Here is a 14,947-nt window from a genome sequence, read left to right as displayed (position 1 = left end):
ATATCACTCCTTTATGTGAAAAGTGGGATGAATTGATAAAAAGAGATGATGCCAGAGCAAGTGCCAAGGCACATACCGACGAATACATCTGACGGATAGTGAAGTCCTAAATAAATGCGAGAAATACCGACGCATAATGCTAACGGTAATAAAAAAACAAATAAACTTGGATTATAACAAATAAATGGAATAAGGACAGAGAAAACGGCTGTTGTATGACCAGACGGGAAAGAGTGGTCTTTTAATGGGTGGACTGGATATTTCGCATCCTGAATTGTTAAATAAGGACGTTTTCGTGGATAACATCTTTTTAATATTTGTACAGGAATATGGCTAATTGTTAAAGAAATAGCAGATGCGATTGCAGTTTGATGCAAAGTCCCTTTTGCAAAAAATAAAAAGAACAGTGTGAGTGCGATTGAGAAAGTAGCACCACCTATATGAGTAATATTGCTGAAAAAGATATTTAATGTTTTTTGATCAAAGTATCGGTTAATTCCTTTGAAAATGTAACATTCTATTTTATACAGTCCACTGGCCTTCATGAAAATTCTCCTCCCTTGCTTACATATATATGGAGATATTAGCTTTTATTTTAATAAGATTTTATTGAGGGAGTAATAATGTTTTGTAAAGAAAAAGTTAGTTTTTATAAAAAAGCTGCCACTTTAATGGCAGCTGGAAAAGTTACTTCTGTAATGATTTATAATACTGACCTTTTTCAACATATTGTGTGCGAATTCGCTCCATGTCTTTACGGTCTTCCTCCGTTAACTCACGAATGACTTTCGCTGGGCGACCGAAAGCTAACGTGTTTGGCGGGATTTTCTTTCCTTGTGAAACGAGGCTTCCAGCACCGATGAAGGCTCCTTCGCCAATTTCAGCACCATCTAATATAATAGATCCCATTCCAATTAAAGCATCTTGTTTAATATGACAGCTATGTAAAATAACTTGATGCCCAACGGTAACATCGTCTTCTAAAATAAGAGGATACTGCGGGCTTTGGTGAAGTGTACATTGGTCTTGTACATTTACTCGGTCTCCAATGATTGTTGGTGACACATCACCGCGTATGACTGTATTAAACCAGATACTTGATTCTTCACCAATGGAAACATCGCCTGTAATGGTAACATAATCAGCGATAAAAGCACTACTCGCAATTTTCGGATTTTTTTCTTTGTAAGGATATATCATGTAAAGCCTTCCTTTCCTAGAGACTAGTTTCAGTGTATCAAATTATGAAAAAGAGTGAAATGGAGGAGGTCCGTATGTGGAATTATGAAGCGGAGGAAGCAAAGGCTGTAATCATTATTGTGCACGGCGCGATGGAATATCACGGACGTTACGAGGCTGTTGCAGAAATGTGGAATCATATCGGCTACCACGTCGTGATGGGGGACCTTCCGTCACATGGAACGACTTCAAGAAATAGAGGACATATTGATTCGTTTGATGAATACATAGAGGAAGTTAAATTGTGGGTGAAAGAGGCAAGAAAGTATCGGTTACCTATTTTTCTATTCGGTCATAGTATGGGCGGTCTTATCGTCATTCGTATGATGCAAGAAACGAAGAGAGAAGATGTAGACGGCATTATTTTAAGTTCGCCATGTTTAGGGGTAGTGACTGGACCTTCAGCACCGCTTCAAGCTGCCTCAAAAATATTAAATATTATCGCTCCAAAATTGCAATTTGCAACGAATCTTACAGTGGAAATGTCAACTCGTAATCATGAAGTGAGAGACGCGATGGAGAATGATTCATTGTTCTTGCGCAAAGTATCAGTACGTTGGTATAGTGAATTGATTAAGTCTATCGAAATTGCTCATAAAAAAATAGATGATTTTCCAGATGTTCCGCTCTTGCTAATGCAAGCTTGTGAGGATAAACTTGTAGATAAAACACGTGTCCGCACTTGGTTTGATAATGTTAAAATAAGTGATAAGGCTTTTAAAGAATGGCCGAATTGTTATCACGAGCTATTAAATGAGTATGAGCGTGATGAAATTTTGAGTTATATTCAGTCATTTACTGAAATGCATGTCAATAATATAGTAAAAACAAACAAATAAATCATTATTTGTACATTTAATAGAGGAGATGAAGGAAGAAGTGAACGTACCGAGTAATCCCATAACGCTCATGGCGAAAGTATACCGTGATGTGTTTCCGGTTGTACACCATGAGCTAGCGATGTGGAAAGAGCGTGCCTACCATATTCCGAATGATGAGCTTCATAGTCAGGCAATCGCAAGTATTGAGCATAAAACGTTTCATTGTGAGGGCGGTGGCATTTTAGCTCTGCTAGCAAATGAACACCGAGAAGAATGTATTCGTTTTATCGTAGCGTATCAAACGATCAGCGACTATTTAGATAATTTATGTGATCGCAGTACATCACTTGATCCAAATGATTTTGCCGCACTGCATGAATCGATGTTAATGGCATTATCACCTGAAGTAGAAGGCGGCGGTAATTATTATCGTTATCGTGATGATCAAGATGATGGTGGTTATTTAGATGAACTTGTTGAAACATGCCAAGATGTTTTAAAGAAAACGAAGCACTATGACAAAATTGCTCCTGTTCTTCATGAACTTGCTTGTTATTATTGTGATTTGCAAATTCATAAACACGTGAAATTAGAAGAAAGAGAGCCGCGCCTGAAAAACTGGTTTGAAGCACATAAAGAAAACTTACCTGAGATGAGTTGGTTTGAATTTTCAGCATGTGCCGGTTCTACACTTGGAATTTTCTGTCTTGTCGCATATGCATTTCATGATGAATTACATGATGAAGATATTGCGAAAATTAGACAAGGATACTTCCCTTACGTACAAGGACTTCATATTTTGCTTGATTATTTCATTGATCAAGAAGAAGACCGTATAGGCGGAGATTTAAATTTCTGTAGTTATTACGAAAACGAGCAAGTGATATTAGATCGTATGAAACATTTTGTAGAAGAAGCAGAGAAGAGCATTGGTGATTTGCCTCATGCGAAGTTTCATCGTCTCATAAGCCGAGGATTACTTGGTATTTATTTATCAGACCAAAAAGTATCAGCACAAAAGAATATGCACAAAATGGCACGGCGCATTGTAAAATACGGAGGTCTCACTTCACGATTCTTCTATTGGAACGGGAAGATGTACCGAAAGAAAACGGCGCAGTGATGAAGAAAACCACTCATGTAGAGTGGTTTTCTTTGTTATAATATGGTAAAGGTGGTGGCGGAAATGAAGAGATTGTTTCAAAAGCTATATGACCATATTGAGGTTACATTACTCGTGCTACTTTCCATTTCATTTGTAACTGGAATATATATGATGATGAATAGGCCAAGTGGTCCTACTATGATGGATTATGTGCCCCAGGTAATAATTGGCATAATTATTATAGTAGATATCGTCTTTTTAATAAGTGGTAGAAAAAAAGAAAATAGTAAATAAAAAAGCATTTGTACAAGGGAGTACAAATGCTTTTTTACTATGAGCGTATTTTTGAAAATACATATATAAGAAGTTCAATCGCAAAAATAACTAAAACAGATAGTCCGAATAAAGGCATGACAGCGCCTAGTATAACCATCATGATAAAGAAAACGAATATGCTTTTCTTATCTCTTTGCTTTGGCGGTGCTGCTAATTTTCCTTTCGGCTTTCTTGCTAACCACATTTTTACTCCGTAATAAATGAGAAGTAATAAAGATAATGTCGTTAGTAAGCATAATATTTTATTTGGCCATCCGAATAAATGTCCTTCGTGAAGCGGGATACCGTAAGTGAACCATTGTGCAAGTAATCCATAATCACGATAGTCTGTTTTCGAAATGAGTTCCCCGCTATATTGATTAAAGTAAGCTGTTATTTCTTCATTTGGTGCAACATGCATACCTGTAATACCAGAACCGCTTGATTTCGAAACTGTGAATACGCCTTTCGGATCAGCTGGTAGTGAGATAACGTATGGCTTCTTTATTTCAATTCCTTTTTGTAATTCATCGACAGAAATAGCTTTCGGTTCATTTGAATCCGATTCAGGAGGAGCTGCTTTTCTTGTTGCCCATGGCAATTCTTTTACCTTTGATTCAGGCGGCGCCATATACAATTTCGGATATCCGAGCGATTCATTCGACGATGCGATTTTATAAATTTGGTTACCCATAAATCCTGACCATGGCAATCCAGATGCGACTAGCAGAACGAGTGGAATTGTAAATATAATACCGATAATAGAATGACGTCGTTTTGCTTTTTCTCGCTTATTGGATACCGGTGTATTTTTGAATTGGCGTATACTCATGTACAACCCAGTCACAATTAAGAATATTGTCCAGCATGCCGCAAGTTCTACAGTATAGTTGATGACAGTGCCACCAACTAAAAGAGAACTATGTAATTCCCGCATTATATTGGCAAACGTTTCACTTGCGTTTTGATCTCCGACAATTTGATTATTGCTATCTAAATACACATATTTTTGTTGTCCCGTATACTCATTTGCAATCGTAAGTCTCGTATTATAATCCCCATTAAACTTGCTAATTTTTGCCACGCTATAATGTGGATATTTTTTCTCTGTTAAGGAAATAGAATCAGCCATCGAAATAGATTCTGTTTGGGCGCTCTTCCCAAAATATAAATCTTTATAGATTAAATCTTCAACCTCTTCCCGAAATAAATACCCAATGCCACTCAGTGACAACGTAATAAGAAGCGGCGTAATAAAAAGCCCAGCATAAAAATGCCAACGCCAAAAAATGTAATGAAGCGAACAATTTACTTTCATACTTTCAGTTCCCCTAACCTTCCCTATATGAATAAATTCCTCATTTTAATATAGCGAGATTAAGTGTGATTACTTTGAAAGAATTGTGAAGAAAGTTAAAAGTTTGTGGGATTTTTATTAAACATAAAACACATTTTAGAAGGAGTGTTTTCTATGTTTATGAAGATCTCTTTATATTTGATAAGTACATCCTAACAACCGCTTTCGCAAGACATTGAGAAGAATCAACAAAATCCTCACTAGCCACAACATTCAAATCAGTACATGCGATAATTGCGGTAGCTACTTCATCCTTCAACTGCACAACGAGTGCGCTCCATAATTTGCGAGCTTCTTCAACTTCTCCGCTTTTAATATACGTAATAATTTGATTAATCATCGTTTGCCATTTTTCATAATGAATGTACTCTATATTACGTTTTGCAATCCCGTCTTGATAAATACCAGCCTGGATTGTCGCTTCTGTTGCGAGAAGAGCGACTCTTTTTGTATTTTTAGGAATTGCTTGTAACGTTTCATCGACTATATTTAAAATCGGGATAGAAAGCGAACGCTGTAATTCTTCAAAATAAAGATGCGCCGTATTACACGGCATGGCAATAAAGCTTACGCCAGTACTTTCAAGTTTTTGTGCTCCGTCAATAATCGCTTTTTTCATCGCTCCGTGATCAATAGGGCGATCCATGTAAAACGGTGTTGGACATGAATAAATCATCATATGAGGAAATTCCATATCATGCTTTGCTCCGTATATTGTTTGGCAATTTGCTACAACTGTATCGACGAATGGCCCAGTCGATTTTGGTCCCATTCCTGCTAGTATTCCAATCATTGTTTCGTCTCCTTTAAGAATGTTTATATCCATTATATAGGAAAATAATAAAAAGACGTGCAGTGAATGCACGTCTTTTTTGTTACGTTTTGTCGAACAATCGATATATCCGAGAAATCGTTGATATATTGTAAGTTATGATAGATATATATCGAAAAAATCGTTGATATATTACCCCGCATTAACGGGCAGTAAAACTCCCACCTTAAAATTCGGCTGGAGCAAAGAAATTAGTTGGGAGATAAACTGCCCATAAATGCCCGATTGGTTCAACTAATGATCAGTGGGGGATTCCCCCCACTGATTAAAGTTTCACTTTATCGTTTCTCAATCGCCACAATAAATGGTGGGTTATTTTGCTGGTTAATGAAGCCATATCGCAGTACGTGAGCTTGTTTTTGGTCTAGTTCTTCCGCGAATTTGAGAACAGCGTCGCGTTCTACTTGTCCTTCTGGATGTCCGTGGTAAATGACAAGGACGATGATACCTTGAGGCGTCATTACTTCTAGTAATTGTTCAATTGCTGAAATTGTTGAGTTCGGTTTTGTGACGATATGTTTGTCTCCGCCAGGAAGGTAACCTAAGTTGAAAATTGCGCCTGTTACTTTTCCTTTTGCACCTTCTGGTAATACGGATAGGAGTGTATCGTGACTATCATGAACTAAAACAGTACGTTCGAAAAGTTCTTTTTCTTTTAGACGAGTTGTTGAGCTTTCAATCGCCTCTTTTTGAATATCAAATCCAAATACTTTTCCGTTATCGCCAACGATTTCAGCTAGGAAGCAAGTGTCATGGCCGTTTCCTAAAGTTGCATCTACAGCGTAATCGCCTTCTTTTACTGCCGTTTGCAAGAGAGTGCGAGCAAACGGTAATACACGTTCTAATTTCATTTTTGTTTCTCCTCATTTGCATATTTTCCTTGCCAGCTTCCGCGGCGTACAAATTCTGCATCAATGGAATTTAATACTTCCCATTTATTTAAGCTCCACATTGGACCAATCATTAAATCAGGTGGACCGTCACCTGTGATACGGTGCACAATTACGTCTTCTGGAATAATTTCAAGTTGGTCAACAACGAGATTTACGTAATCCTCAAGAGAAAGGAATTCTAGTTGTCCTTTTTCATATTGTTTCACCATTGGTGTTCCTTTTAATAAGTGAAGTAAGTGGATTTTAATTCCTTGTACATCAAGCTTCGCAACTTCACGAGCTGTTTCCATCATCATGTCGTAATCTTCAAGTGGAAGGCCGTTAATAATATGAGAGCAAACTCGAATACCATGCTTGCGTAATTTATTTACACCTTCCACATAAGACGGATAATCGTGAGCGCGGTTAATAAGGTTTGCAGTTCGTTCATGAACAGTTTGTAGTCCGAGTTCAACCCAAAGGTATGTGCGTTTATTTAAGTCCGCTAAATATGCAACAACATCGTCTGGTAAACAATCTGGACGAGTTGCGATAGAAAGACCGACAACGTCTTTTTCTGCTAGAAGCGGTTCGAATTTTTCTTTTAACACTTCAAGTGGTGCATGTGTATTTGTGTACGCCTGGAAATAAGCGATACATTTTCCGTCTTTCCACTTTGAGCGCATTTTTTCTTTCATTTCATGATATTGCGTTATAACATCATCGCGGCGATTGCCAGCGAAGTCACCAGATCCAGCAGCACTGCAAAATGTACAACCGCCATAAGCAACTGTACCATCACGGTTCGGGCAATCGAAGCCAGCATCTAATGAAACTTTAAAGATTTTTTCACCAAATTCATTTCGTAAATGGTAATTCCATGTATGATAACGTTTATTGTCGTTTGTATATGGAAAAGGGTTTTGAACCTTCATTATTTTCCCTCCTAAGCCGAGTCAAAATGAAACAAAATACATTATAACATACTCATAAGGTTTAGATGGAAGGGACACACTAAAGGGGAATTGAAGCAAGGAGGGACAATTATGGCAGAGCGTCAATCACTTGAATCGTATATTACACAAGCGGAACAAGCGGTGGAATATGCGAAAGAACAATTAGACCAAGGCATGAGACAAGAGCATTACAATACGATGGAGTATTCGGATGCGCAGTTACAATTAGAACAAGCATATAACGATTTACAAACGATGCAACAACATGCGAATGATGAGCAACGTGAGCAGTTAAATAGAGCACGTATGGCAATTCGCCAATTGCAACATCAAATGATTATTACACCCCACTAATAAGGAGTGAATGTAATGGCGAAACGTTCAGATCAAAATAACCCAGAGCAAAAAACGCAAAATGGACATAACGCAGAGTTTTCAAATGAACTTGATCCGATTGTTCAAGTAAAACAGCGTAACAGTAAAAAAGGACAACCGCAAAAATCGAAACAATCAGAGTAAACCAGGTCGAAATATGACCTGGTTTTATTTTGTTATATGACAATAATGTAAGATTGCTGTAAGGTTTGCCGATAGTTGTAAAATCACATTTCCAGTAGAGTAAGGGAGGATTACATTTTAGACAAGGAGTTGCTTTATGAGGAACAATATTACAAATAAACGAATTGATGAGTTAGATTACATTCGTGGCTTCGCACTACTGGGGATTATTTTAGTAAATATTCTTGCACTACTTAACATTAAAATTCCAGATCCTAATACAGTAGATGCCAGCTATCAAAGGTTTCTATACTTATTTGTAGAAGGTCGTTTCTTCTCAATTTTCTCATTCTTATTTGGAGTAGGATTCTATATCTTTATCTCTAGAGCAATTGCGAAGGGGAAGAATGGATATATTCTATTTCTACGCCGCTTAGTGGCACTATTTATTTTCGGTTTGATTCATTACATGTTTCAGCCTGGAGAAGCATTAACGTTATATGCAATTTGCGGGTTAATCGTTTTGCCATTTTATAAAGCGAAAAAACAAGTGAACTTAGTTATTGGTCTTATTTTAACAATTGTTTTTAGTGTAATGGGTGTTAAAGAACTATTACCACTTGGCTTAATTTTATTAGGACTTGCTGCAGGACAATATCGTGTATTTGAAAATCTCACGCAGAATATAAAGAAAGTCGCTATTTTTACAGGTGTTATGTTTGTTTTAAGTGTCGTAGCTGTATGGTATCAATACGGGCACGTGCCTGCTGATCCATTTGTAAATATGATACTAATGAATGAAGATGGAACAATGGACGCTGCAAGCCAATTTTTAAAAATTGGTGTTACAGTGGGACCAATCATTTCAGCTTTCTATGTTGGAGCGTTAATTTTATTACTTCAATTAAAACCAGTTCAAACATTATTAGCACCACTGAAATATTATGGACGTATGGCGTTAACAAATTATATTGGACAAACTGCAATGATTTTAATTGCCGGTAGTGTATTTAACTTTGCAGGAAACTTAACATACATGCAGACGTTATATGTGTGTATCGCAATTTATGCGATTCAAATTGTATTTAGTATGATTTGGATGAAAATCTTTAAGATGGGTCCACTAGAATGGATTTGGCGTGTTATTACGTATTGGACGGTAACACCTTTAAAGAAATAAAGTGAAACTTTAATCAGTGGGGGTCTTACTGCCCATTAAAGCGGGATAAAGAAAGAAGTGGGCTGTTCCTTTTGCGGAACAGCCTATTTGTATTGTCAGTTTTTGTCGGTAAGTCGATATATTTTGAAAATCGCTGATAAAAGTGAGGGAATCGCCGATATAATTTCATTTATCGATTTACTGTGTCAAAAAACGAACTAGTAGTAAAAGCCAAGCTTACAAGCACACCTTTTTTATATTACAAAAGTGTAAGGTAAATGTAATGTTAACAAATAGCAGTTCATCGCCAAAAGGCGCAAAATAGGTAATGGAAAAACAAGCGTAGGAGGATATATATGACGAAACCAGTTGTAGACGTGAAAAACGTTCAAAAAGTTTACGGTAAAAAAGGTGAGAATCAATCACACGCGTTAAAAGGTGTTTCATTCTCAATTCAAGAGGGTGAGTTTGTAGGGATTATGGGACCATCTGGTTCTGGTAAAACGACATTATTAAATGTAATTTCAACGCTGGATAAAGCAACGGGCGGCGTTGTTGAAATTGCAGGTACGGATATTACAAAAATGAAACAAGGTGAGCTTTCAGATTTCCGTTCACAAAAGTTAGGATTCATCTTCCAAGATTTTAATTTATTAGAAAACTTATCTATTTATGAAAACATCGCACTTCCACTTTCCTTGCAAGGTGTTCCATCACGTAACATTGGACCAAAAGTCGAGAAAGTAGCGGATATGTTAGGAATTACAGAAATACTTCAAAAGTACCCATCTGAAGTATCTGGTGGGCAAAAGCAACGTTCGGCAGCAGCGCGTGCTTTAGTGCATGAGCCTGCAATTATTTTAGGGGACGAGCCAACAGGAGCGCTTGATTCTAAAAATGCAGCGAGTTTACTTGATGCGATGACAAACTTAAATAAAGATCAAGGCGTATCTATTATGATGGTTACACATGATCCGTATAGTGCAAGTTACTGCCAGCGTATTTTATTCATTCAAGATGGTGAGCTATATAAAGAAATTCATCGAGGCGGTACACGTGAAGAGTTTTATAAAGAAATTTTAGACGTGCTTGCAGACTTAGGCACACAAAAAGCATAAGAAGGGAGGTTCTAGAGCATGTTATTTAAACTTTCCATGTCAGGGCTAAAAAGTAAGCTGAAAGATTATATCGTCTTACTTGTTGGTCTTGTCATGTCCATTTCAATTTTTTATATGTTCCAAACATTAGCGTTAAATGAGGCCTTCCTTAAGGAAAATTCTACTATTGGTCAAATTGGATTTGTATTCCAAGCAGGTTCATTTTTACTAGCTATTATAACGTTCTTCTATATTTTATATGCGAACTCTTTCTTACTATCTCTTCGTCAAAAAGAGTTTGGTATGTATATGATGTTAGGAGCAAAAAAGCATAAAGTTACATTACTTATGTTTATCGAAACAATCGTACTAGGTGCTGCGTCTCTTGCGATTGGTATTATAGTTGGAGTAGGCCTTGCAGAAGGTATCGGACAGCTATTAATGAAACAATTAGAATTTGCTGGTAAAGGCTATAAAGCATTTTATTTACCATCAATGACTGTTACTTGCATCTTCTTCTTTGCACTATTTGTATTATCCGCAATTATGAACAGTATTAAATTATCACGTATTTCTGTACTGCAACTTGTACATGCAGATGCACAAACAGAACGTGTTGCGGTAAAAGGAAAAATGACAGGTGTAGTTGCATTCCTTGCGGTTATTTTATTAGGAATGGGCTATGCATCAATGATTTACATGGAAAAACTAAGAGAAATGGGAATCATTATTGCATTAATTACAACAACAGCTGGTACTTACATGCTGTTTGGATCACTTCTCCCAGTCTTTATTAAAAAGTTAAAGGGTAATAAAAAGCGTAGTGAAAAAGGACTTAACGCTTTTACATTTGCACAATTAAATTTCCGTATTAATAGCCTAACAAAGGTACTTGCAACAGTAGCGATGTTAGTTGCTCTTGGAGCCGGTGCAATTTCAGGTGGTATGGCGTTTAAAAATAACGTTATAAAAATGGTTGATGGTTTAGTAATTTACGATTCAGTTGTTCATAATCCAACAGCTGAAGAAAAGAAAGTTTTAGACGGTATTACATTTAAAGAGAAAAATGAATATCGTTACAAAGTTGATAATAAATATGTTTACTATGTAAAAGAAGATTTAGAGAAAAATCGTCCTTTAGTAAGAGATATGGCAAAGATGAAATCGATGAAGGATTTAGTGAACACGAAGAAAGTTTCAGCAGAACTGCCAGTAGGTGCAGTTTCTAGAGAAATGAATGAAAAAGATGCGAATGCTAAAGCACTTCCAGAAGAATGGGATGAGGCTTTTAGAACAATCCAGCCATTCTATGTACATGAAGATCATGCAATTAAAATTGTAGATCAAAAAATGTACGATACTGTAAATGGTAAAGAAGGAATTGTATTTACTGGAAAAACAGATGATTTTGAAGCACACATAAAAGAATGGAAAAAACTTGACGAGTTGCAACTAGATAAATATAAAAATATAGCAATTGAAAGATTAGATAGTAAATATCGAGCTTACGACATGTTCTATGGCGTTGCGAGCGGAACAGTATTTATGGGCTTCTTCCTTGGAATTGCTTTCTTAGCAATGATGGCAAGTTGTCTTATGTTTAAAATTCTTTCTGGTGCATCAAAAGATATTACGCGTTATCAAATGCTTCGTAAAATCGGGGTGCGCCGTGAATTATTAACAAAATCAATTTATAAAGAGTTATTCTTAGTATTCCTATTCCCAGCAATTGTAGGTATTGCACACGTATTAGTTGGTATGAATATTTTCGGATTTATTTTAATCGATCCGTACTTCCGTATTTGGGTGCCAATTGTAATTTTTGTAGTTATTTACACGATTTATTACTTCATTACAGTTCAATTGTATAAAGGAATTGTTCTTCCTAAGGAAGATTAATAAAAAAAACCGAGCGAAACTGCTCGGTTTTTTTTATTTTCAGAAAAAATACTTTGACGTTACTGAAATATATAATATAATGTAAATAAGTAACGTAATATAAAAGTAGAAGTAGCTGGATAGGGAAAGGAGGAATCCAATCTGTAGAAAGAAATTGAACTTTTATCCCCACATTTTTTACCGCAACGTATTTATACAATCGTAAGTTTCCACATTGAAAATTTTCAGAACCACCTGAGTATATTGTGAAAATAATGGATAACACATGGAAATCTCATAGCATGATAAGGTAAAATGGACAACATAATGAAAAAATTACCGTTCATAAGATGAGGAGAATACATGTATGGAAGTTGTAGAGCCATTAAAAGATATAAGCCAAATTGAGGCTATGAAAAAATATTTAAAAGAGCACTCCCAGCGAGATTATCTTTTATTTGTTATGGGAATTAACACAGGATTAAAAATTACAGAACTACTTAGTATGAAATTTGAAGATGTATTAAATGAAGATGGGACTGTTAAAGAGTTTTATACTCTTCCTGTGAAAGATGAAAAATTTAAACAAGATATTTATTTAAATACAAAAGTAAAAAAAGCGCTTTTAGATTACGTACAATCTATTGGCGTTAAAAGAGAAAATTACGTATTTCAATCTAATAAAACGCCAAATTCAATTACGCGCCAACAAGCGTATCGTGTAATTCATAATGCTGCAGAAGCAGTTGGAGTTGTTGGTAAGATCGGAACAAATTCAATGCGAAAAACGTTTGGATTTCATGCGTACAAAAGAGGGATAGCGATTGCGTTATTGCAAAAACATTTCCATCACGCAACTCCATCAGAGACGCTAAAGTATTTAGGTATCTCAAAGGATGAGCCCTTTAAAACGGAGATTGATGTCGATTTATAAAAGCCGTAACTAAAAAAATTAGGAGGCGGAAAATATGAATATTAGAGAGAGTGAACTGCCGGGTATTGGATGTAAGTTTGAAGTGATTACAAAAGGTAATGAAAAGGTGGTTATCGTTATTCATGATGATGGCCGAAGAGAAATGTACCATTTTGATGCTGATCATGAGGAGAGTATTTCAAGCGTCTCTCTTCGTGATTCCGAAGCGAGACAAATTGCAGCTATATTGGGCGGAATGGTATATAGACCACAAGCTTTAGATACAATTGAAATGGCTTTTGAAGGATTATCAATTGAGTGGTTTAAGGTGGAAAATAATGCACCAGTCGTACAAAAAACAATTGGTAGTTTACATGTCCGAAACACATATAACGTAACGATTATTGCCATTTTGAAAAAAAATATGAAGAAATTCTTTAATCCAGGTCCAGATTCTATCATTGAAGCTGGTGATATGCTCGTATTATCAGGCGAGAGACATGAAGTAAAAAGAATTATTAATGAGTTGCTTTCAGTAGGAGGGGATTCATAATCGATGGATACTTTAATCTTTGAAGTTGGAACTGCGTTAGTATTAGTCGCTTTTGCAGCTATTCTCGCTGCAAAGTTAAAGTTCTCGATTATTCCGTTTCTCATAATACTCGGCATGCTAGTGGGTCCCCATGCCCCAGATTTAGGGCTTATCGATTTAAGATTTATTGAAAGCGGAGAAGTTATTTCCTTCCTCGGCCGTGTTGGCGTTATATTCCTCTTATTCTATTTAGGCTTAGAATTCTCAATTAAAAAATTAATTAAATCAGGAAAATCAATCGCTTTTGGAGGAACTGTTCATATATCGCTTAATTTTATATTAGGTTTACTTTACGGATATATAATGGGTTTCCCCTTATTAGAAACATTAATTATTGCTGGGATCATAACAATTTCATCGAGTGCAATTGTTGCGAAAGTAATTGTTGATTTAAGAAGATCTGGTAATAAAGAGACGGAGCTAATTTTAGGAATCATTATGTTTGATGATATCTTTTTAGCGGTATATTTATCAGTGGTTTCAGGGTTAGTACTCGGAGGGGCAACGTCATTTGTAGGTGCTCTTACATCTATTTTAATCGCAGTAGGGTATATGTTATTATTCTTTATAGTTGCTAGAAAAGCTACACGATTTTTAAATAAAATGTTAGATATTTCGTCCAATGAAATTTTTATTATTGTAATATTCGCTATTTTGTTCTTTGTAGCAGGATTTTCAGAAACGATTCATGTTGCAGAGGCAATTGGAGCATTATTACTAGGACTCGTTTTTTCTGAAACAGAGCATAGTGATCGAATTGAACAGCTCGTTGTTCCGTTTCGTGATTTCTTTGGAGCTATATTCTTTTTCAGCTTCGGTTTAAGTATAGATCCATTTTCACTTGGCGGAGCAGTGTGGTTGGCATTAGGAGCAGTTTTCATTACTCTTATCGGTAATTTTACCGCTGGAATGGTTGCGGGGCGTAAAGCGGGATTATCGCATAAGGCTTCTACGAATATTGGTTTAACACTTGTATCACGCGGAGAGTTTTCCATTATCGTCGCGAATATTGGAATTGCGGGTGGCTTAATGGCAACGATTAAACCATTCTCAGCCTTGTATGTTTTAATATTGGCATCGTTAGGACCTTTGTTAACGAAAGAATCTGGGAGAATATATTCTTTACTAGATAAAATATTTAAATGGAGCGCTAAAGAACGTGCGAAGCGAGAAAAAGAAGCTGGATAGTACAAATAAGGGTGGACTGCATGAAAATTTCATGCAGTCCACCCTTTATATATTGTTACTGTTGTCATTTTTTGTCGGTAAGTCGATATATTTTAATAATAGCTGATATATTTGTAGTTGCGCCG

Annotated in this window: 17 protein-coding genes; 11 read left to right on the top strand and 6 right to left on the bottom strand. The window is 36.2% G+C overall.

The features are described 5' to 3' along the window. Positions 1–11: 11 nt before the first annotated feature. Positions 12–545: a phosphatase PAP2 family protein gene (locus AXW78_RS22965; protein WP_000647632.1), complete on the bottom strand. Its 534-nt coding sequence runs from the start codon at positions 543–545 to the stop codon at positions 12–14. Positions 546–687: 142 nt separating this feature from the next. Further along, positions 688–1,200: a gamma carbonic anhydrase gene (locus tag AXW78_RS22960; RefSeq protein WP_000640201.1), complete on the bottom strand. Its 513-nt coding sequence runs from the start codon at positions 1,198–1,200 to the stop codon at positions 688–690. A gap of 74 nt (positions 1,201–1,274) precedes the next feature. On the opposite strand from AXW78_RS22960, the gene AXW78_RS22955 reads away from it, so the two are divergent. From AXW78_RS22955 to AXW78_RS22945, 3 genes are all read left to right on the top strand, one after another. Beyond that, positions 1,275–2,078, top strand: coding sequence for an alpha/beta hydrolase (locus tag AXW78_RS22955; RefSeq protein WP_000267406.1), 804 nt, complete (start codon positions 1,275–1,277; stop codon positions 2,076–2,078). 40 nt (positions 2,079–2,118) lie between these two features. After that, positions 2,119–3,183, top strand: coding sequence for a tetraprenyl-beta-curcumene synthase family protein (locus AXW78_RS22950; RefSeq protein WP_001102462.1), 1,065 nt, complete (start codon positions 2,119–2,121; stop codon positions 3,181–3,183). Between the two features lie 63 nt (positions 3,184–3,246). Beyond that, positions 3,247–3,459 (top strand): hypothetical protein, encoded by a 213-nt coding sequence (locus AXW78_RS22945; protein ID WP_061884686.1) that lies wholly within the window; start codon positions 3,247–3,249, stop codon positions 3,457–3,459. A 37-nt stretch (positions 3,460–3,496) separates the two neighbouring features. Here AXW78_RS22945 and AXW78_RS22940 read toward each other — a convergent pair whose 3' ends face one another. The 4 genes from AXW78_RS22940 to AXW78_RS22925 all read right to left on the bottom strand — a co-directional run bounded on the left by AXW78_RS22940 (position 3,497) and on the right by AXW78_RS22925 (position 7,476). Further along, positions 3,497–4,798, bottom strand: coding sequence for a PepSY-associated TM helix domain-containing protein (locus tag AXW78_RS22940; protein ID WP_061884685.1), 1,302 nt, complete (start codon positions 4,796–4,798; stop codon positions 3,497–3,499). 157 nt (positions 4,799–4,955) lie between these two features. Continuing rightward, the gene (locus tag AXW78_RS22935) at positions 4,956–5,630 is read right to left on the bottom strand and encodes an aspartate/glutamate racemase family protein (RefSeq protein WP_061884684.1); all 675 of its coding nucleotides are present in this window, start codon (positions 5,628–5,630) and stop codon (positions 4,956–4,958) included. Between the two features lie 317 nt (positions 5,631–5,947). Next, positions 5,948–6,520, bottom strand: a complete 573-nt coding sequence (locus AXW78_RS22930) for a tRNA 5-(aminomethyl)-2-thiouridylate-methyltransferase MnmM (protein ID WP_000764494.1) — start codon at positions 6,518–6,520, stop codon at positions 5,948–5,950. Then, positions 6,517–7,476, bottom strand: a complete 960-nt coding sequence (locus AXW78_RS22925; RefSeq protein ID WP_000868042.1) for a tRNA modification radical SAM protein MnmL/YtqA — start codon at positions 7,474–7,476, stop codon at positions 6,517–6,519. The genes AXW78_RS22930 and AXW78_RS22925 overlap by 4 nt, the downstream gene beginning before the upstream one ends. A gap of 111 nt (positions 7,477–7,587) precedes the next feature. On the opposite strand from AXW78_RS22925, the gene AXW78_RS22920 reads away from it, so the two are divergent. From AXW78_RS22920 to AXW78_RS22880, 8 genes are all read left to right on the top strand, one after another. After that, complete coding sequence (locus AXW78_RS22920; protein ID WP_000840869.1) at positions 7,588–7,851, top strand: YtzC family protein; 264 nt, start codon at positions 7,588–7,590, stop codon at positions 7,849–7,851. Between the two features lie 15 nt (positions 7,852–7,866). Further along, positions 7,867–8,016 (top strand): hypothetical protein, encoded by a 150-nt coding sequence (locus AXW78_RS22915; protein WP_001129340.1) that lies wholly within the window; start codon positions 7,867–7,869, stop codon positions 8,014–8,016. A 136-nt stretch (positions 8,017–8,152) separates the two neighbouring features. After that, positions 8,153–9,175 (top strand): DUF418 domain-containing protein, encoded by a 1,023-nt coding sequence (locus tag AXW78_RS22910; RefSeq protein WP_001245422.1) that lies wholly within the window; start codon positions 8,153–8,155, stop codon positions 9,173–9,175. A gap of 335 nt (positions 9,176–9,510) precedes the next feature. Beyond that, a complete protein-coding gene (locus tag AXW78_RS22905; protein WP_000165843.1) occupies positions 9,511–10,272 on the top strand; it encodes an ABC transporter ATP-binding protein in 762 nt (253 codons plus the stop codon). Between the two features lie 18 nt (positions 10,273–10,290). Then, positions 10,291–12,150, top strand: coding sequence for an FtsX-like permease family protein (locus AXW78_RS22900; RefSeq protein WP_000897755.1), 1,860 nt, complete (start codon positions 10,291–10,293; stop codon positions 12,148–12,150). 346 nt (positions 12,151–12,496) lie between these two features. Next, a complete protein-coding gene (locus AXW78_RS22890) occupies positions 12,497–13,063 on the top strand; it encodes a tyrosine-type recombinase/integrase (protein ID WP_000454232.1) in 567 nt (188 codons plus the stop codon). Positions 13,064–13,097: 34 nt separating this feature from the next. Then, positions 13,098–13,595, top strand: a complete 498-nt coding sequence (locus tag AXW78_RS22885) for a cation:proton antiporter regulatory subunit (RefSeq protein ID WP_001026060.1) — start codon at positions 13,098–13,100, stop codon at positions 13,593–13,595. 3 nt (positions 13,596–13,598) lie between these two features. Beyond that, positions 13,599–14,822 (top strand): cation:proton antiporter, encoded by a 1,224-nt coding sequence (locus tag AXW78_RS22880; protein WP_000380170.1) that lies wholly within the window; start codon positions 13,599–13,601, stop codon positions 14,820–14,822. The last annotated feature ends 125 nt before the right edge of the window (positions 14,823–14,947 follow it).

The sequence above is a fragment of the Bacillus thuringiensis genome, from assembly GCF_001595725.1.
Lineage (GTDB): Bacteria > Bacillota > Bacilli > Bacillales > Bacillaceae_G > Bacillus_A > Bacillus_A thuringiensis_K.
The sequence above is the reverse complement of the archived record's forward strand: the minus strand, read 5'-3'. Positions and strand labels throughout refer to the sequence as shown.